This window comes from Pseudoxanthomonas daejeonensis, from assembly GCF_010093205.1.
Lineage (GTDB): Bacteria > Pseudomonadota > Gammaproteobacteria > Xanthomonadales > Xanthomonadaceae > Pseudoxanthomonas > Pseudoxanthomonas daejeonensis.
Genome location: NZ_PDWN01000002.1, coordinates 100,318 through 122,286, shown reverse-complemented (window position 1 = coordinate 122,286; position 21,969 = coordinate 100,318). Strand labels below are relative to the sequence as shown.

Here is a 21,969-nt window from a genome sequence, read left to right as displayed (position 1 = left end):
TGCTTTTAGGTCGACCCTGGGGACGCGCCGGGCCAAAACCGGCGCCGTGATAGTTTTGCGACGCGTTTCGCGGTTTGTGGAATAGCGGACGGTCCATTTCGGTCCGTTCCGCTCCAGGGGGAACCATGGGACAGCAGCATCGCACCGGCCGGCGCCTCGCGTCGGGCTGCCGCGCAGGGGAATGCGCGGCATCACCACTGACGACATCCCGTACGGCCGGCCCGGCGCATGCCTGGCTGGCCGTCGTCGTGCCCTCCGCCGGGGAGGCGGAGGGCATGGCGGTGCGATGGCCGCTGGCGGTCCATCGCGCCCGCAGCTGCTGATCCAACCCCCTCTGTTTTGCCGAACGGCCCGGATCGGCCGTGCCGTCACCGTCGGGCGCCTAGGCCCGGCTCACAGGAATTGATGCCATGAACAGCAACGGCCCCTCCCGGACGTCCCGCCAAGGCAACCGCGCGAACACCCCCGCGCACGCGCTGAAGCCGAACCGCCTGACGATGGCCCTGCTGGCGACCTGGGGGGCGCTGCCCGCCGCGGCCCTGGCCGCCAACAACATCACCCTGACCGAGCGCAGTCCGGGCGTCACCGACACCGCCACCACGATCACCCCGCGCGGCGGCAACCCCAACGTCACCGACATCAAGACCACCACGGTCCGCGGCAACACCGGCTTCAACTCGTTCGGCCACTTCGAGGTCGACACCGGCAACACGGTCAACCTGTACGTGCCCGGTGGCGCCAGCAACCTGGTCAACCTGGTCCACAACAGCGCGCCGACGATCAACGGCACGCTCAACGGCCTGCTCGAGTCCAGCGGCAAGATCGGCGGCAACATCTTCTTCGCCAGCTCGCACGGCTTCGTGGTCGGCGGCAGCGGCGTGATCAACGTCGGCAGCCTGCTGGTGACCACGCCCAGCAGCAGCAAGATGCAGGACCTGCTGAAGGTCGCCAACGGCACCGATACGGTGGACAACAACCAGCTGGTGCTGGACCTGCTGGCCGGCAAGTACGACGGCGGCAGCGCCGGCGCGACCGTCAACGGCGTCATCAACAGCGCCGGACGGGTCGACCTGTTCGCCGCTTCGGCCGTGGTCGCCGCCACCGGTGCGGTGAACGCGGGCGCCAAGGTGTTCGACGCGGCGGTCAACACCGACGGCAGCCTCGACGTCAGTGCCGCGGTGCGCAAGGACGGCACGCTCAGGATCGTCGCCGACAACACGGTGGAGATCAGTGGCGGGTTGCGCGCGCTGATGGAGGACAACTCCGGAGCGGTGGTGCAAGTGGCCGCCGCGAAGGGCATCGAGCTGAAGGGCAGCGGCCGCATCGACACGCGCGCCGCGACCGCCGGCCTGGACGGCGGCGACGTGACCCTGGAAGCGCCGACGATCAAGCTGCTGGAAACCTCCGCCGTGGTGACCAGCGCCAGCGGCAACGGCAGCGCCGGCGACATCACCTTCAACGCCTACAGCGACGTCAGCTGCAGCTTCTGCAATGGCGATGCCGGCGACACCCAGACCATCGAGGACCTGGCCGACAGCCTCAAGACCCAGGCCAGCCCGTTGTTGCAGGCCAAGCTGGGCAAGGCGGAAGTGGTCATCGCCGCCGGTGCGGCGCTGGATGCCGGCCACACCGGTGCCGGTACCGGCGAGGCGGGCGACGTCAGCGTGCAGGCGTTCGCCTTCGACCGGCAGATGGCCGGCTTCGCCGAGGCGACCAGTTCGATCAAGGTCGACGGCAGCATCACCGGCCGCGACATCACCCTGCGCGCGGCCAGCGATGCGCATGTGTCGGCGGGCATCCTCAACAGCCTGCTCAACACCGGCGACCTGGCGTCGGACGTCAGCAACCTGGTGGGTTCGATCGGCGAGGAAGCGGCCTGGACCCAGCTGTTCGAAACCCTGCAGGAGTCGGTCGACTACCAGCGCGTCACCGACCTGGACCTGCTCGGCCTGGATCCGAACACCTTCAGCGAATTGACCGTCCTGCTGCCGTACGTGTCGGTGCTGATCGCGCGCGCCAACGCCGATGTCACGGTCAGCTCGACCGCCGTGCTCGATGCCTCGCGCAACCTGGACCTGCAGGCCGACAGCACCCGCCTGGTGCAGGCCTCGACGTTCTCGCTGCCGATCGTCAACAAGAAAATGCCGTTCAACTTCGGCCTGGCCTACGGGCGGATCGACGGTACGACCAAGGTCGACGTGCAGAGCGGCGCCGAACTGAATGCCGGCGGCAACCTGGGCATCCGCGCGCTGAGCAACGACACGCTCGACGTCATGGCCACCTCGGTCAACAACCACGATGCCGCCGGCAACACGCTCACCACGATGGGCATCGCCTTCAGCATGGCCCACAGCGACATCACCACCGAAGCGCTGGTCGCCAAGGGCGCCGAGCTGGACGTGGACGGGAACGTGGCCGTGGCCGCGCTGACCGAGCAGAACCTGTCCAACAGCGCCGACTTCAAGGCGATCGGCGATGGCGCCACCGGCGGCCCGGCGATCGCGCTGACCCTGTTCAACAGCAAGACCCGCGCGGTGTTCGACGCGAACCTGTCCGGTGCGACCGACCTGGCCGTGTCGGCGACCAACCTGGTCCACAGCCAGAGCAACAGCGCCGCCGTGCAGGTGGGCAAGAACGCGCTCAACCACCTCAAGAAGCAGGTGATGGGCAGCTCGCAGGTCAAGGGCGTCACCGACGCGCTGACCAACAAGGTCAAGTCGCTGTTCGGCATGAAGCCCAGCGCGGAGAAGGAAAAGCCCCCGACCGAGAGCAAGTTCCGCCTGGCCTCGGCGCTGGCGATCGGCATCTCCGACCACCAGGCCGAAGCGATCATCGGCAGCGGCAACACCGCCCCGGACATCGACATCGCCGGCAACCTGAGCCTGCAGGCGATGCAGCGCCAGTCCTCGATGCACAACAGTGCCGACAGCACGGTTAATGCCGATGCGGAGAAGGACGACGGCTCCAAGACTTCGATCAGCGTCGCCGCGGCCTACGACCAGATCAACCAGCAGACCCGCGCGATCGTCGGCGACGGCAGCAGCCTGAGCGCCGCGCGCATTGGCGTCGGCGCGCGCAACGAGCAGCTGCTCGACCTGGGCGACATCACCCGCTGGAGCTCGGTGTCGGACATCTTCGGCAACCTGAAGACGATCGCCGGCGGCCTGCCGGAGATCCCGGGCAGCATCTCCACCTCTTACGCCAATTCGACCAGCGAGGCCCAGGACCTGGGCATGGCCGGCTCGTTCGCGGTCAGCTACCACGCGCTGGATGCCACCGCCTGGGTCGGCGACAACGTCAGCCTGACCAGCACCGCCAGCGACGGCAGCGCCTGGAGCAGCAAGCCGCTGCTTGGCCTGGCGCCGTTCTACGACGACCAGGGCGATCCGGAAGAGGCTCGCGAGGAGCTGCGCAACCTGCAGTGGGACTGGGATGCGTCGCTGGCGGTGCAGGCCGACACCCTGGTCGAGCAGCTGTCGATCGCCGGCAACCTGTGGTGGACGCTGTTCACCGTCGGCGCCGATGGCGACGACGGCAAGGCGGTCGGTGGCGGCATCAACGTGCAGGTCGCGACCAACCGCAGCGTGGCCGGCATCGGCGCCAACGGCACGGTGGAGTCGGAGAAGGTCGACGTCTCCGCGCACCAGGACGAACTGTTCATCGGCATCAGCCCCTCGGCAGGCAAGGGCACCAGCGCGGCCGGCAACGGCGCGGTGGTGGTCGGCGTGGTCGATGCGAACGTCAATGCATCGATCCACCAGAGCACCGCGGTCACTGCCGGCCAGGTCGGCGTGTCGGCCCAGCACGATATCGGCCTGTGGAGCGCAGCCGGCGCGCTGGCGGTCTCGCAGGAGACCAGTATCGGTATTGGCGCGGCAGTCAACGTGCTGACCAGCGACGTGGAAGCGCTGGTCGGCGACAACAACGGCCGCGATGACGATGGCATCAATCTCTGGCGCCCAGAGTCGCTGGGCGATGGCGCCAACGGCGGCAACGCCAACTGGAACGTCGACGAGATGCTGGTCGATGCGAAGAGCACCGGCCAGAACGGCGCGTTTGGCATCGCCGGCGCGCTGGCGCGCAGCGAGCAGGAGCAGCAGAAGCAGGACGAAGCCACCGAAGAGGATGGCGGCGGCGACAAGGGGCCGATGAGCATCCTCAGCGAAGAGGGGCTGAAGGTGCTGGGCAAGTACGCGCTCGGCCAGGCGGGCCTGTATGACGGCTTGGCCACCGCGGTCGACTACGGCACCAAGATCAAGGATGCGCTGACCGCGACGCCCGACAAGGTGGCCGGCCAGCTGGAAGGCGGCAAGGATGCGCAAAAGCCCGAAAACCAGATCGCCGGTGCAGGCTCGGCCTCGATCAACGTCGCCGGCCAGAACACGCGCGCCATCGTCAGCGGCATCACCCTCGATCCGCGCACCGCGGGCACGGGCAGCGATGTCACCGTGCTCGCGCTCAACCAGACCAACCAGTTCAGCGGCGCCGGCGCCGGCGCGCTGACCCTGGCCTCAGGTCCGAAGTCGGACCGCAGCTCGGCCGTGGCCGGCGCGATCGCCTACAACCACCTGTTCAACGAGACCGAGGCGCTGGTCGACGGCGTCACCTTCAACAACAGCGATTCGCTGGTCGTGCAGGCGGCCAGTGCCGGCGACCAGATCGCGATGGGCCTGGGCCTGGCGGTCTCCACCGGTGGCACCAACAACACCGCGGTGGCGATCTCCGCGTCCGGCGGCGCCATCACCAACACGACGCGCGCGGCGGTGGTCGACAGCGAGGTCAACCAGCGCGACGACGCCGGCAGCACCCAGACGATCGAGGTCTCCGCCTACGACCGCGCCCGCGTCCTGCTGGGCGGCGGTTCCTTTGCCGGCACCTCGGGCAGCGGCACCAGCGCCGGCGGTTCGCTGGTGATCGGCTACCTGGGCAACAAGCTCCAGGCCGAGTGGCTGGGCAGCGAGGCGCACGGCTTCGACCAGTTCGGCGTCGGCGCGTTCAGCGCCACGCGCGTGCTGGCCGGTGCGATCGCCGGCGCGGTATCGGTCGGCAGCGACAGCACCGCCGGATCCGGGTCGATGTTCGTGCTGATCGTCGACAACGAGGTCAGCGCCAAGGTCGACAAGAGCGACGACAACGACCATTCGGTGCTCGAGGGCGGCGACGTCGAGGTCCTGGCCAAGAGCGTCAGCGGCTTCAGCGCGCTGGATGCGCAGTTCGACAGCGCGTCCACCTCGGCCCTGTCCAGCAGCGGCCTGGACCTGGACGGCAGCAGCACGGTGGCCGGCATCGAGGTGGAGCAGTCCACCGACGACAGCCTGTTCGGCGGCGACGACGACACCAGCACCAATCACAGCCTGTTCGACGGCGTCCCCGCCGGCGAGGCGATCCTGGGCATCGCCGGCAGCCTGTCGCTGTCCAACGGCAAGGCCGTGGGCGTGTCGGCCGGCGGCATCTACACCGGCAGCGACTACACCGCTTCGGTCGCCAACACCGACGTCACCCTGGACGGCGACCTCGACGTGCACGCGCTCAACAGCACCGAGGCGCTGGCCGCCGCGGTGTCGGGCGCGATCGGCAACGGCGACTCGGCCACGTCCGGGTCGATCACCGCGATCATCGCCCGTGGCACGGTTACCGCCACGGTCGACATGACCGGGCGCAGCAAGGCGCTGGAAGCCGACAACCTCGACGTTACCGCCACCAAGGGCGGCGGCGCCTACTCGCTGGCCGGCAACATCACCGGCAGCGCCGGCGCCAAGTCCGTCGGTGGTGCGTTCAGCATCAACGACATGGAGCAGGGCACCCGCGCCGAGGTCAAGGGCGGTACTTACGACCTGGGCGGCGACGCCACCATCGGCGCGGCGCAGCAGAGCCACGTCATCACCGCAGCCCTGTCGGGCAGCGTGTCGCTGAGCGACCTGGCGATCGGCGGCGCCGGCACCTTCAACCGCATCGCCGACACCACCACCGCAGCGCTGACCGATGCGACTTTGGACGCGCGCAACCTGTCGGTGACCGCGAGCCAGCCCGGCCTGGGCGCGCAGATCTGGTCGCTGGCCTTCAACCTGTCCGCCAGCGGCGGCGCCAGCGCGGTCGGCGGTGCGGTCGCGATCAACCTGATCGACGCCGAACGCTCGGCCAAGGTCAGCGGCAGCACGGTCAACCTGACCGGCGACGCGACCCTGGCGTCCTCGCTCGACGGCGAGATCTGGGGCTTCGCGGTCGACGCGACCGGCGGCAGCGGCAATGGCGTGGGCGGCTCGATCGTGGTCAACAACATCGACGGCAGCGATACCGTGCTGGTCGAGGACAGCGACATCAGCACCACCAAGGCCGACGGCGAACTGAAGCTCGACGCCAGCGCCGGCAACGGCCTGATGATCGCCTCGCTCACCGGGTCGATCAAAGGCGGCGGCGGCAATGCGGTGGGCGGCGCGGTCTCGGTCAACCGGATCGGTGCCGACCGCAGCGCTCTCATCCAGAACGACGCGGCCAACACCATTTCCGGTTTCGGCGACGTCTCGCTGCTGGCCGGCGCGGACCAGGACATCTATGCGATCGCGGTGGCCGGCGGCGGCGCCGGCAACGTCGCGGTGAACGGCTCGTCGACCAGCAACATCCTCGAGGGCACCGAACGCGCGGCCGTGGAAGGCGGCAGCATCGATGCCGGTTCGTTGAAGGTGTCGGCGGCCGAGGGCGACCGCACCATCTGGAGCCTGGGCGGTGCGGTCAGCGGCGCCGGCAGCGTCGCCATCGGCGTGGCCAACGCCAACAACATCATCCTGGCCAAGCGCCAGGCCGAAGTCAGCGGTGCCAGCCTGACCCTGGACGGCACGCTGGAAATCGAGAGCGGCGGTGCGGCCCACATCCGTTCGGCGGCGGTCGGCGGGGGCGGTGGCGGCAGCTTCGCAGGCGGTGCCTCGATCGCGATCAACGTGATCGAAGGCGAGGAATCGGCGGCGCTCACCGGCAGCACCGTGCATTCGGCCGATTCGGTCAGCGTCACCGCCACCCGTGGCGACGCGGACATCAAGACCCTGGCAGGCAACGTGCAGGGCGGCGGCAGTGCGGCGGTTGGCGGCGCGGTGGCGATCAGCACCATCGGCCAGAAGCGCGACGCGAAGATCACCGGTAGCACCCTGGAAATCGGCAGCGGCGCGATCGACGTGCTGGCCTCGACCAGTGGCCGGATCGACACGCTGGCCGTGGCCGGCGCGGGCGCGGGCGCGGGCGCGGGGGCCTTCTCCAACGCCAGCAACAACATCGCCGCGCGTACCGGCGCGGTCGTGCAGAACAGCGGCGGTACCGCGGGCAATGTCACCGTACGCGCCACCGACGACTCGGAGATCAACGCCATCTCCGGCGGCGTCGCCGTGGCCGGTGGTGCAGGCGCGGGCGCAGGCACTGCGATCAACCGCATCGAAAGCAAGATCGAAGCGGCCCTGACCGGCACGCGTGGCGCCGGCTGGAAGGTCACCAACCTGGCCGTCGACGCCGATTCCTCCAGCGACATCCTGTCGGTGGCGGTCGGCGGTGGCGGCGGCAGCGGCGCCGGTGTCGGCGCGGCGGTCGCCACCAACCTGATCACCACCAGCAGCAAGGCCCACGTCAGCGACGGGGCCAAGGTGGTCGCGCAGCACAACATCGGCATCAGCGCGAGCAACCACGACGCGATCCTGGGCATCGGCGCGGGCATCGCCGGCGCCGGCTCGGTGGCGGTGGGCGCGTCGGTGACGGTCAACCTGATCGAGACCCGGACCGAGGCTTATATCTCGGGCGCGACGACCGAAGTCAGCGCGCTGGGGCTGAGCAGCAGCGACACGATGACCATCGACAGCGGCGAACTGCTCAACGCGCCGCTGGACGACCGCGAGTGGTTCGACAAGTCCACGGTCGAGGGCGACCATGGCGACGACGAGGAATGGGTCGGGGGCGACCTGTTCAATCCGGCGCCCAACCTGGGCATCGGCCAGCGCACGTTCACCGGCCTGGCCGTGCAGGCCAGCAGCCTGCAGCAGGTCGGCCAGCTGTCGCTGGCCGCAGCGATCTCGGTGGTGCCGCTGGGCGGCGCCTCGGTGGCGGGCCTGTTCAACACCAGCGTTCTCGGCGGTGCGACCGAGGCGTATATCGACTCGGCGAAGATCAACCAGGCCGCCGGTGCCGGCAGCGCGCAGGACGTGCATGTCGGTGCGGCCAGCCATGGCTTCAGCGCCAGCTACGAGGCCAGCCTGGGCGTGTCGGCCGGCTGGGCCGGCGTGGGCGCCGGCGTCGACGTGCTGGTCAACCAGCGCACGACCCGCGCCAGCGTGAGCGGAGCGACGCTGGACAGCGTCGGCGACACCACCGTACAGGCCGAATCCACCCAGTACGCCAGCAGCGTGGTCGCCGCCGCCGGTGGCGGCGTGGTCGGTGCCGCGGCGGCGGCGCAGATCAGCATCCTCAAGGGCACCACCGAAGCGCTCGTCGGCGGTGGCAGCCAGCTCGACGTGGGTTCGCTGGATGTCGACGCGTCCGCATTGCAGGTCATCGCTCCGAACGTGGCGACGCTTGCCGCCGGCGTCGGTGCGCTGGGCGCGGGCTTTGGCATGGTCTACAACCAGAGCACGACCCGTGCCTGGGTCGGCGAGCCGATCGGCACCGACGGTTCGGCGATCAACACCCGCATCGATGCGGGTGGCGTGGATATTTCGGCCGATAACACCACGCGCCTGCAGATGCTCGGCGTGGGTGTCGCCGGCGGCGGCGCGGCGATCGCCGGCACCGCCACGATCGCGATCATCGAGACCGAGACCGAGGCCGGCGCGAGCCAGGCCGACTTCGGTTCGTCGGGCAACCGCATCGATCACCTGGACATCGACGCCAGTGATCGCCTCAAGGCCAACACCACGGTCGGTTCGGCCGCCGCCGGCGCACTGTCCGTCGGCGCCAGCGCGAACGTGCTGGTGGCCAACAGCGCCACCCGCGCGGTGCTGGACAACAGCAGCGTGTACGCCAGCGGCGATGTCGGGGTTGACGCGAACCGCACCACCGACGTCACCATGAACACCGTCACCGGTTCCGGCGGCACGGGCGTCGCCCTGGGCGGCAGCATCGGCCTGCTGGTGCTGGGTTCGGGCGCATCGACCCAGGTCAGCGAGGAGGGAGAGTCGTTCGACCCGATGGGCGAGCTGAACAAGGGTGGCAACGGCACGCTGTCCAAGCTCGATGGCATCGGTGACGACGATCGGGTTGGCGACATCACCTACGAAGACTACGTCTACAACACGGCGACGAAGGAATACGAGCGCGTCGAGCGCACCGACGCAACGGCGAAGACCAAGCTCAACAGCAGCAGCAAGGCGACCGGCAGCGACCGCCTGCAGGCGTCCGCGCCGGCCAGCTACAAGCACGAGACCGTCGCCCGCATCAACGGCAGCACGGTGGTGACCTCCGGCGATGCCGGCGTCAATGCGACCGATCGCCTGGAGTCGAGCAACCTGGCCGGCAACGTGGCCGTGGGCGGCCTGGCCGGCGTCGGCATCGGCATGGGCCTGACGTTCTCCAACGCGCAGGTCAAGGCCGAAGTCCTGGGCGGGAGCCTGGACGCGAACGACGTCAGCGTTTCGGCGCAGTCGCTCGACCTGGGCGCTGCCCCGGCGGTGACGGTCAAGGCCGAGAGCGGCGCGGCCGGTGGTTTCGTCGGCGCAGGTGCCGCGGTGGCCGTGGCGGTCGTGGACAACCGCGTCTCGACCACCCTGGGCGGCAACATCGATGCCTCGGGCACGCTGACCGGGCGTGCGCGCGATGCGCAGGACATCCGGGTCGAGGCCCTGGGTGCCAACGTGGGCGGCGCCGCCGGCGCCGGCCTGGTGATCGGCGTGGCCAAGCACGACAGCGAGGTGTCGCTGGACGTGGCCCCGGGCGTATCGCTCGAAGGCGCCCGCATCGACCTGGCGAGCATCTCCGAATCGGCGGTCAGCCTGGTCGGTCGTGGTGGCTCGGGCGGCATCCTCGCCGGCGTCAACGCGACGATCATGGTGGCCAGCGACGACAGCGATTCCCGACTCACGGTAGGCGAGAACGCCGAGGTCCTGGCCGGCGGCACGCTGCTGCTGTCCGCCGAAGCGCGGCCGCACGTGGACATCTTCAGCGCAGGCGTGGCCATCGGTGGCCTGCTGTCCGCCGGCGGCACCGTCGCCGTCGCCGACAACACCGCCAATGCCACGCTGGACCTGCGCAGCGGTGCGCACCTGGCCGCGCGCGATGCCACCCTGGCCAGCCGCATCGGCCTCAATGCCGGGCGCAACAGCGCCGGGGTGGAGGCCTACGGCGTCAGCGGCGGCGCGGGCGTGGCGGTGAATGCCGTCGTCGCCACCGCGAAGAACGAAAGCAGCAGCAGCCTGACCAGCGCCAGCGACGTGGTGTTCGAGGGCAAGGGCGGCAAGTGGGACCTGGTGGCCTCCACCGACACCCGCCAGCGCGCCTGGACCACCGGCCGCGCCGGCGGCCTGGTCACGCTCGGCGCGCATGTATCGGATGCCACAGCCAACGCGACCACCGAGGCGCTGGTCAATGGCCTGTTCACCGGCAGCTATGCCGGCATGAACGTGAGCGCGAGCGCGGCGGTGGACAACCTGGCCGAAGCTTCCGCCGGCCAGGGCGGCCTGGTCAGCGGCGCGGCCTCCAGCGCCAGCACCCGCGACGACAGCATCACCCGCGCCGAGCTCTACGCACGTGGCCAGGGCAGCGATGCCGCCCGCCTGGGCGACCTGACCCTGACGGCGTTGCACCAGTCCACCTTCAACGCCTTCGTCGACAGCACCAGCGCCGCGGTGCTGGGCATGAGCGGCTCGTGGGCGAAGAACACGATCGACCTGGATACCCATGCCCGCCTGCTGGGCGGGTCGGACGTGATCGCCAAGAGCTACAACCAGGATGCGCGGAACAAGGCGATCAAGAACGCCAGCGCCAGCTACAACGTCCAGTCCGGTTCCGGCGGCATCTTCGACGCGGCCGCGGCCAGCAGCGTCTCGGAGCTGTACCTGGATGCGCAGAGCACCATCGGCGACAACGTGGACCTGGCGCTGTCGGGCGACTGGCGCAACCCGCAGAAGCTCGTCGTGCAGGCTTACAACGACGTCTACGCGCGCGATCGGGTCAAGCTCGACAGCGGTGGCGCGATCGCCATCGCCGACGCCGAGTCCAGGGTCGACGTGAAGCAGGCCGACGCCAAGGTGTCGGTCGGCAACGGCAGCGACCTGTACAGCATCGGCGACCTGGTGCTGTCGGCCAGCGGCCGTTACGACATCGAAACCTCGACCAATGCCAAGACCTGGGGCCTGGCCGGCGCGGCGATGGGCGACAGCCTGGCCAAGGTCGACGCGAACTACATCGTCGACGTCGGCGACGTCGACCTGTTCGCCTACGGCGACCTGAAGTTCCTGGCCGGTTTCGATGCAGCCGGGGCGATGAACAAGGCGACCCTGGTCGCGCGCACCGACCTGTGGAACAACACCGCCTTCCCGGTGGTGAACGATCCCGAAGCCGTGGCCTGGTACCAGCGCGACTCCAGCGTGAACCTGGCTTCGACCAGTGCCGGCCGCGCGGTCGGCGACGTCTACGCCTATGCCGGCACCGGCTACTCGGTGCTCACCGGCGAAGGCGTGGGCAAGGACCTGTACCGCGAAGGCATCGGCAAGGCGCTGGGCCTGTCGCTGGACATCACCGGCGGCGACACGATCAACGGCGGCCTGGCGGTCGTCACCGCCAACGGCAGCCTGGATGCGGGCGTCTACAGCCAGCGCCACCTGCGGGTCAGCGGGCTGAAGTACTTCATCGACGGAGTGGAAGTCACCGACCTGGGCAGCATCGACGCCAATACGACCGGCACCCTGACGGTGCGGCCGATCATCGATGCCAGCGAGGACGTCACCTGGTCGGTCCGCGAAGGCAACTACTCGCAGCTGATCAGCGACCGCATCGAGGAACTCCAGCGCCGCCTGTCCGACTATGGCCTGTCGCCGATCGAGAAGTCCGGCTTCCAGGCCGAGCTCAACCTGTTGACCCGCACCCTGGACAAGCTCTACGCCGACATGGGCGGCACCCCGGGCAGTGGCGTCAGCCTGCCGTCCCAGCTCAAGGTCTGGCTGCTGCAGGTCGACCCGATCCTGGCGCGCCCGGGCAACATCCACGTCAAGGGCGATGCGCTGGTCGGCCAAGGCAGCCTGAGCGCGCCGGGCGATGCCAAGATCGAGATCGCCAATGCCAGCTCGCTGTTCCTGGACATCAAGGGCCTGGAGATCCCCGACCGCGAGGGCGGGCAGGTGCTGTTCAACGGCGCCAAGATGCGGAACAACGCCGAGATCAATGCGGCCAACCGTCCTGGCCTGCTCGCGAACTTCGGTTCGATCGAGACCTCGGACAATTCGCCGCCGCCGGTGATCTCGATCATCAACAGCTACAACCCGGCCACCGGCCAGGTCGACGGATCCGGCCTGAAGGCGCCGGCGCCGGACATCTACGTCAACGGCAGGATCAGCAACCGTCGCGGCAGCATCGACCTGACCGCCTCGTACGGCAGCATCTACGCCAACGCGGACATCCGCGGCCAGAGCCTGAACATCAGCGCGGGCAAGGACTTCGTCCTCAACAACATGGACGGGTTCACCCACATCGGCGGCGACCCGGCCTACAACAACACCGGCGGCACGCTCAATCCGGCCAACTCGGCGACCGTGGCCGGCAACAACGTGGTGATCACCGCGCTGTACCTGAACATCAACGGCCTGGTCCAGAGCGGCGTGGCCGACTGGTCGGTCGTCATCGACGAAAGCGCCTTCAACAACCTGGCCAACCTGCGCGCGGCATGGAAGGCGGGCGGTGCGTCGGTGGTGCAGCTGGCGACCACCGACGCGCGCCTGGGCCGGATCGGCTACAGCTACGACTTCAAGTCCGAGAGCATCGTCCTGGACCAGGTCGACATCGGTGGTGGCTACATGGAGCTGACCGGCCACATCCTCAGCACCGGCAACGGCCAGCTGCGCGTGCTCGACGGCTACAGCCAGGTCAAGGTGGTCAACAACACCATCCGCGACCTGACCATCTCCGGCATCGACCTGGGCAACGGCGTGCAGGGCCAGCTGCGGATCAACGACCTGGCCCGCAAGGCCGGCGACGACCGCGCCTGGTCGACGATCTACACCTACGACAACGGCCAGGTGCAGCGCTACGAGGGCTGGAGCAGCGAGATCCGGGTCGCAGACCCGTTCAAGGTCGGCAGCTCGGCGGGACGCACTGCCCAGTACGACGTCACCGACGGCCGGACCTACGTCTGGCTGCAGGGGCGCGACCGTACCGATACGCGGACCAAGGTCGAGTATTGGGACGAGTTCTGGGGCTTCATCCCCACCGGCGACGGCACCGAGCTCAGCAACGTCACCGTCAAGGGTGACAGCAAGCCGATCGACGGCGCCGAGTACATGGGTAACGCCAACCATGCCTACAAGGTCGACAAGTTCACGATCGACCTGCAGGTGCTGGCCCTGCGCCTGGCCGGCAGGAATGCCGAAGCCGATGCACTGGCGAATGCCTATCAGCGGGCCATCAAGGGCGATCCCGGCGCGGCGGAAATCCAGCCGTACCTGACTTGGCTGACCGAAGAGGGCAAGGTCATCAGCCAGCTCGACCAGGTGTACGTCACCGATGGCGAAGAGGTCATCAGCCGCACCAACGGCGGCTACTGCCGCAAGCATTTCATCTGGTGCCACGTCTATCGCACCACCCGCACCACGGTGTTCCAGACCGGCCTGCGCGAGATCGACCGCTTCACCGTGCTGGCCGACTCGCCGATCGCGATCGACTTCATCGGCTACGAGACCGGCCTGATCGACCTGACGTCCAAGGGCAACGTGACCCTGCTGGGCTCGCTGTTCAATGAGAGCGGCAGGACCTCGGTCAAGGTCACCGACGGCGCCCTGACCCAGGGCAACGATTCGGTCGTGTCGGCCGCCAACCGCCTGGAGCTGGAAGCGCGCGACGGCATCGGCAGCGTCGAGCAGGGGCTGCGCGTGCAGGTCGGCGACACCCTGTCGGCCTACAGCAGCCAGGGCGACATCAACCTGCAGGCGGTCAACGGCGGGCTCGACTTCACCCGGCTGGAGGCCGCGCGCGGTGACGTCAACGTGCTCGCCCAGGGCGACATCACCAGCAGCAACGGTGCGGCCGTCACTGGCGCATCGATCGGCCTGGTTTCGACCCACGGCAGCATCGGCAGCGCCAGCGAACTGCTGAACATCAACACCGGCAGCAACGAGCGCGCGCTGTTCAGCGCCGAGGCGGTCGGCGGCGTGTTCGTCGAGGAGACCAACGGCGACCTGTGGATCGACACGATCCGCGCTGGCGGCGACGTGCATGTGAAGGTGCGCAACGGCGACCTGCTGGATGGCAACGCCAACGTGACCTACGAGGAGCGTTCGCTCGACCAGCTGCGCGAGTTGTGGGAGGGCATGGGCCTGACCGGCGCCAAGGCCGACGAAGCGCTGCTCCTGCAGAAGGAGTCGCTGGTCCGCGCCGGCAACCAGCGTTACGCCCGCTACTGGCAGATGCGCAACGCCCGCCTGGACAACGGCAGCTGGGTCGCGGATTCCTACAATCCGGCCCAGGCCGACTTCAGTGCCGACCAGGTCGCGCAGATGCGCGCACTGGGCTGGAGCGATGCGCGCATCGCCGAGGCGCAGGCACAGCAGCAGACCGAGTACGCGAAGTGGAACGCCGAGTTCGGCGGTGCGACCTATGCGTCCGCCTACGAGTACGAACTTTCGGCCACCGAGCTGACCGCGCTGGAGTCCACTTCGCACTGGACCGAGGACGAACTGCGCTATTCGGTGTCCGCCAGCCTGCTCAACCGCGGCAGTGGCGGCTCCGGCCGGATCGAGGGAATGAATGTCGAAGGCCGCAACGTCACGCTGGAGGCCAACAAGATCGGCCGCCTGCTCGACGAGGACGTGGTGATCGACCTGAGCCAGGGTCCGGTCTCGCTGACCCCGGCGCAGCGTGCCGCGCTGGCTTCGGCCGAGTACGACGACATCTACTTCGACGACGACACCAACCCGACCCTGATCCGCATCGTCCAGCGCGACGACGTGAACATCCGGGCCACTGGCGATATCCGCGCCACGGCGCTCGGCGACGTGTACCTGGGCGGCGATCGCGACTTCAACATCTACGACGTCAACGGCCACACCGTCCACATCAAGACCGACGGCAGCATCAGCAGTGCCAATGGCACCAATGTCGTCGTGCGCGGCCATGACGTGGTGCTGGAGGCCGCCGGTGGCACCATCGGAGGCGATCCGGTCGGCGGCGACGGCAGCCTGCACACCGCCATCGATGGCGAGCTGACGGCACGTGCCAAGGTCGTGGACCTGGTCAACCATGGCGACCTCAGCATCCAGCGCATCACCGGCACCGATGCCCTGCGCCTGCGCGTGCTGGGCAACCTGTCGGCGACGACCCAGCTGGGCGAGAACCTGCTGGGTGGCAGCATCGACCTGTGGGTCACCGGCAATGCCGGCGACGCCCTGTCGCGGATCCAGCTCGGTACCGGCGGCCTGGCCGACCGGATCAACCTGGACATCGGTGGCAACGCGTGGATCGGCGGCCTGCAGGGCGCGCTGGGCCTGCCGGGCGTACTGCGCTTCGGCAACGTCGAGGTGGGCGGCCTGCTCGACATCGGCCAGACCACCGACCTGTGGCAGTACGGCGACTGGAACGTCGGCGGCCTGTCGCTGGACCTGGGCAACCTGTGGCGGATGCAGGCCGGAACCTCGCTGTTCGCTGGCAGCGGCATCTATGCCCGCGTCGACGGCGACGCCGAGCTGGGCGACATCGAAGCCGGCGACGCAGGTGCGTCGATCGACATCGAGGCCTACCGCCTGTCCGCCTCGCACGATGGCGCGCAGTGGCTGGCCGACGACCGGCTGCGCCTGCGCGCTGCCGGTGGCGACATCGGCCAGGTCACGCGTTACGTGACCCTCGGTGCGCAGCGCCTGGACGTGGCGAGCATCCCCGGCAGCGTGTACGCGAACCTGCTGGGTGGGATCGGCGCTGGCAGCATCGCCAGTGCCGGCAGCCAGTGGCTGACGACGCTGGGCAACGTCTCGCTGGACCAGGTCCGCAGCGGGGGCGGCGACATCTACCTCAGCGGCACCGGCGTGGTGTCGATCGCGGACCTGTTCGCGCAGGGTGCGCTCGACCTGCAGGGCCAGGATCTGGTCCTGGGCACGGCCGAGAGCCGCACCGGCGACACGGACATCGTCGTGACCGGCAGCCTGGAAGCGGGCGACCTGACGGTCGGCGGCAACTGGACGCTGGATGCGGCCACGGCCGACATCGGTACGGCCGACGTGGTTGGCGATGCGGACCAGGTGGTCGGTACGCTGACCCAGCAGCAGCTGATGGTGGGCGGCGACTGGACGCTGGTGGCCGACGAGGCCGACGTCGTCGCTGCGACGATCCAGGGCCATGCGACGCAGCAGGCCGGCCGCCTCGGCATGGATACGCTGGCCGTGGGTGGCAACTGGCAGCTGGACGGTGGCGACGCAGTGGTCGCGAGCGCGCAGGTCGGTGGTTCGGTCAACCAGGACGTGGATGCACTGACGCTGGGCGACCTGACGGTGGGTGGCAACTGGACGCTGGATGCGGCCACGGCCGACATCGGTACGGCCGACGTGGTCGGCGATGCGGACCAGGTGGTCGGCACGCTGACCCAGCAGCAACTGTCGGTGGGCGGCGACTGGACGCTGGTGGCCGACGAGGCCGACGTCGTCGCTGCGACGATCCAGGGCCATGCCACGCAGCAGGCCGGTCGCCTGGGCATGGACACGCTGGCCGTGGGTGGCAACTGGCAGCTGGACGGTGGCGACGCAGTGGTCGCGAGCGCGCAGGTCGGTGGTTCGGTCAACCAGGACGTGGATGCACTGACGCTGGGCGACCTGACGGTGGGTGGCAACTGGACGCTGGATGCGGCCACGGCCGACATCGGTACGGCCGACGTGGTCGGCGATGCGGACCAGGTGGTCGGCACGCTGACCCAGCAGCAACTGTCGGTGGGCGGCGACTGGACGCTGGAGGCCAACGAGGCCGACATCGTCGCGGCGACGATCCAGGGCCATGCGACGCAGCAGGCCGGCCGCCTCGGCATGGACACGCTGGCCGTGGGTGGCAACTGGCAGCTGGACGGTGGCGACGCGGTGATCGAGCAGGCCACGGTGGCCGGCGATGTCGATGTCACGCTGGCGGGCGATCTCTCGCTGGGTTCGCTGGATGCGAGCTCGACCCGGATCACCGCAGGCAACGCATCGCGGATCGGCCGGCTTGGCATCGATGGGGACCTGCTGTTGCAGGTCGCCAACAACCTGTCGCTGGGCCAGGCCCGGGTGAGCAACGATGCGGTCCTGCGCCACACCGGCGCGGATGGCACGCTCGTCTACGGCGAGCTGGATATCGGCAACACGCTGGAAGTGACCGGTGCAGGCGACTGGACCGGAGGCACGGCGACGGCCGGTGCCGACGTGCTCTTCGACGTCGGCAGCGCCAACCTGCAACGGCTGGAAAGCCTGCGTGGCGACCTGTTGCTGCAGGCACAGCGGCAGTTCGCCGCTGGCGCACTCGCCACGCCGCAGGGCCTGATCGACCTGGTCGCCGGCAGCATCGACGTCGGCACCGCCGACGCCGCGGCCACGCTGGACATGCACGTCACCGGTGGCCCCCTGCGCATCCTGCACGGCCACAGCGGCGGCAACCTGACCCTGACCGCGGCCACCGGCTCGCTGGCCGAGATCCACTTCGGCACCCCGGCCGATCCGGATGCGGTCGACGGACTGTCGACCGCGCACCTGAAGTCGGGTGCCGACATCCTCGTGCGCACCGACGGCGACCTGTACGGCGGCAACGCCGAGGCCGAAGGCCTGGTCACCCTGATCGGCCGCAACATGCGGCTGGGCCGGGTGCAGAGCCTGCAGGGTGATGTGTTCCTGCAGGCCGAACAGGACATCTGGGGCCTGCTGGTAGAGGCGCAGGGCGACGTCGGCATCGTTGCCGGCGGCAACCTGGACATGCCCGACGTGCGCTTCGGCGGCACCTACTCGCTGAAGGCGGGCAAGGACCTGACCGTCGGCATCGGCGGCGACCTCAACGTACGCGGCGTCGCCGAGGCCGGGCGTAACCTGACCTTCAACGTCGGTGGCGACGTGGACCTGGCCGCGATCAAGGCCGGGCGCAACGTGCTGGTCAATGCGGGGGGATCGATCCACCTGGACGAAGGCATCGAGGCCGGCGGCGACATCGACCTGCTCGCACGCCGCGGCAGCGTCAGCAGCGGTGGCCTGATCCATTCGAGCGGCCAGCATGATGGCCAGCCGACCAGCGGCGAGATCCGTGTCACCGCCGCCGGTGATGTCGACGTGGCCGGGTTCCAGGCCGATGCCGGCAACATCGATGTCGACGGCCGCAGCCTGAGCATCGGTTCACTGCTGGCCAGTGGCGACATCGACCTGCTGGGGCGTGGCTTCATCCACGTCGGCAGCAGCCGCAGCGGCGGCCGCCAGGACTGGCGTGCGGACGAGGACATCGCGTTCGACCAGCTGCTGGCCGGCACCCAGGCCTACCTGGACAGCCTGCTCGACACGCGCGGCAGGCTGCTTTCGGCCGGCGCCGGCGCGGTGGTCAATGCCGGCTGGCGCAGCGGCGTGGCCAGCGAAGCCACGGTCTGGATCGACCAGGCGTTCATGCCGACCCTGAGCGTGCATTCGGGCAACCGGATCCACGTCGGCGACGCCAACATCGGCCAGGCGGTCGACCTGCACGGTCGCGACATCGAACTGTACGGACGGCATACCGGCACCGGCAGCCTGAACCTGTGGGTCGAGGGCAGCGGCGCGGTGGCGGCGCAGCGTTTCGACGCGGTGATCGACGCCGGCGCGATCCTCGTGCCGCGGCTGTACGCGGTCGATGGGACGCTGCGCACCACGGCCGACCTGGTGGTGATCGAGGACGCCAGCCACGTCGACTACCTGCGCCTGCACACCGCCAACGCCAACGTGCTGATGGACAACACCACGCCTCTGTACCAGGCCGGTGCGGACGTCCAGCTGTACGAACTGGACAGGCAGTTCCGCCTGGCCCAGGCGGGCCTTGTCACGAGCACCAACTCCTACGTCGTGCATCGCCGCTTTACCCACCAGGTGCTGGTCCCGAACTTCCATTCGCCGCACGTGGACACGCTGCTCGAGTTCCAGCGCAACAGCGGAGCCCGCTATGGCGAACAGCACCTGTCGGCGGGCTTCACCGACCAGCGCCTGGGCGACCTGCCCTCGCAGCTGTACTCCGACGGCGATGCCCCGGAAGGCTGGGAACTGACCTGGAGCAACCTGCCCGCCAGCCTGCGCATGCAGCTGTCGGGGGATGGCAGCGAAGGCGACACGAAGGAAGAAGAACGCAACCTGGGAGCGATGCTGTGGTGATTTCGAAGGGGCGGTACGGATTGCGCCTGGCCATGCTGGCCACGCTGTGGGGTATCAACGGATTGGCGCTCGCGCAGGTCGCACCGACGCTGCCGGGGCAGGTCAGCCCGGTGCTGCAACGCGAACAGCTCGAACAGCAGCAGCGCCAGCGCGAGATGGAAGAGCGCGCCCGCCAGCTGCAGGTGCCCGCGCTGAAAGGCGAGGCCCTCGAGGCGCAGGCGCTGCCCGACCAGGACGTGGCGTTCGTGCTGCAGAGCATCCGCTTCACCCCGTCGGTGTTCCTGCAGGAACCCGACCTGGAGGCGCTGGCGCGCCCCTACGCCGGCCGCGAACTGCGCTTCGCCGACCTCAACACCCTGCTGGCGCAGGTCAACGCGCTGTACGAGCGCGCGGGCCAGCTGACCGCGCGCGCGGTCATCCCGCCGCAGAGTGTCGAGAAGGGCGAGCTGCGGGTCGTGCTGGTGGAAGCCAAGCTCGATGAAGTGGAATGGCAGGGGCAGCGCTGGGTCGACCCCGCCTTCTACGAGCGCCGCATCCAGCTGGAGCAGGGCCAGGTGCTGGACAGTCCGAAGCTGATGTCGGACATCCAGCGCTTCAACGCCACCACGCCCGGTCCGCAGGTCAGCGCGGGCCTGTCGCCCGGGCGGACCTTCGGCACCTCGAAGGTGACCTTGCAGGCGCATGAACCCGAACGCCTGCAGTGGCTGGGCTTCGCCAACAACTACGGCAACCAGGGCAGTGGCCGCGAACAGTTCGGCGGCAGCCTGACCTGGTTCTCGCCCAGCGGCGCTTCGGACACCTTCACCGCGCTGGTGGTGGGGACGTCCGATTCGACCTACGGCAGCCTGCGCTACGCACGGCCGGTGAACCGCTACAACGGCGTCGCCTACGTCGAGGCGGGCGCCAACACGATGAAGATCACCCAAGGCCCGTATGCCGACCTGGACATCGAGGGCGACTCGCAGGTCTATTCGGCCGGCTACGACCACCCCTGGTGGCTGGGCCCGAAATGGTTGCTGCGCGCCGGCGCCGGCTACATGTGGCAGGCATCGGAAACCACGGTCGAGGGCCTGCCGCTGAGCGACACCAACATCGGCGAGTTCTTCCTCTCCGGCACGGCCGAATACCGCAACGCACCCTGGTACGTGCGCTACGACCAGCGCGTGCGCCAGGCCTCGGCCGACAACGACATCAGTGGCGAGAGCGGCAGCTACACGCTGCTCAACGGCAGTGCCCTGCTCAACCGCGTCATCGGCGCGAGCTACGCGTTCAACGGGCGACTGGCGTGGCAGTACGCCAGCGACCCGGCCAAGCTGCCGTCGTCCCTGTACTTCCAGCTGGGCGGCATCACCAGCGTGCGCGGCTACGATCCGGGCGTGATTTCCGCGCCGCGCGGCGTGAGCACGAACCTCGAGTTCTCGCGGCGCTTCGCCGAGCGCTGGCAGCTGTTCGCGTTCTACGATTACGGCCTGGCCACTGAACTGGGCACGCGCGACGTCGACCTGCAAAGCGCCGGTCTCGGCTTGAACGTGGACTGGAACCGCCACTTCAGCGCTAACCTGGTCGCGGCCAGCGCCCTGAACGATGTGGTGCCCGACCAGGACAGCACCCAGGTCCTGCTGCAGATCATCGTGCGCTGAGCAACCGCAGAAGAATGGAATACGGAGAAGTAACACCATGAGCAACCAGCTGTTGTTGTACAAGCAGATCACCGCACTCAACCGCGACTCGCACCGCCAGCTGCGGCTGCGCCAGGCCGAGGACGCGCGCTTCGCCGCCTCGACGCACCTGGTGCCGCTGGCCGGCGTGGAATTCTTCCAGGCGGCGCGGCACTACCCGATCCTGTTCGTGGGTGATGGCGCCAATGCCTCGCCGATCGCGCTGCTGGGCCTGAAGTCCGGGCAGAACGGTTTCGTCGACGAAGCCGGGCAGTGGCAGGGCAGCGCCTACGTCCCGGCCTTCGTCCGCCGCTACCCGTTCGTCCTGGCCCAGGCCGACCAGGAGAACTTCACCGTCTGCTTCGACCGCGAGTTCCCCGGCTGGAACGAGCAGGAAGGCCAGGCCCTGTTCGACGCCGAAGGCAAGAACAGCGCGTACCTGGACGAGATGATCCGCTTCCTGCACAACTTCACCGCCGAGATGGAGCGCACCCGCCAGTTCGTGGCCAAGCTGGCCGAGTTCGAGCTGCTTGCGCCGCGTTCGTTGCGCCTGAACCACAGCAACGGCGAGAGCTTCGTGCTCAGCGATTTCGTCGCGGTCGACGAAGAGAAGTTCCTGAAGCTGCCCGACAAGAAGGTGCTGGCGTTGAACAAGGCCGGCTACCTGGGCTGGGTCTATGCGCACCTGATGTCGCTGGGCAATGCCAACACGCTGTTCGAGCGGCACGTCGCCGGGCTCAAGGCCGCGACGCAGGGCGCGGAGCCGACCAGCCACTGATGAGTGCGCAGGGCGCCGGATCCCGACGGGGTCC

General features: G+C 68.9%; 3 protein-coding genes. All 3 read left to right on the top strand.

What is annotated here, in order from left to right; all coding sequences use genetic code 11:
- Window positions 1–410 precede the first annotated feature (410 nt).
- Genes CSC65_RS02110 through CSC65_RS02100 form a run of 3 tightly spaced genes read left to right on the top strand, consistent with a single transcriptional unit; the run spans window position 411 to window position 21,935 of the window.
- Entirely contained in the window at window positions 411–19,499 is a 19,089-nt protein-coding gene (locus CSC65_RS02110; protein WP_162408327.1) for a leukotoxin LktA family filamentous adhesin, read from the top strand.
- A gap of 32 nt (window positions 19,500–19,531) precedes the next feature.
- The gene (locus tag CSC65_RS02105; protein WP_162408326.1) at window positions 19,532–21,139 is read left to right on the top strand and encodes a ShlB/FhaC/HecB family hemolysin secretion/activation protein; all 1,608 of its coding nucleotides are present in this window, start codon (window positions 19,532–19,534) and stop codon (window positions 21,137–21,139) included.
- Window positions 21,140–21,176: 37 nt separating this feature from the next.
- Entirely contained in the window at window positions 21,177–21,935 is a 759-nt protein-coding gene (locus tag CSC65_RS02100; protein ID WP_162408325.1) for a SapC family protein, read from the top strand.
- Window positions 21,936–21,969 lie beyond the last annotated feature (34 nt).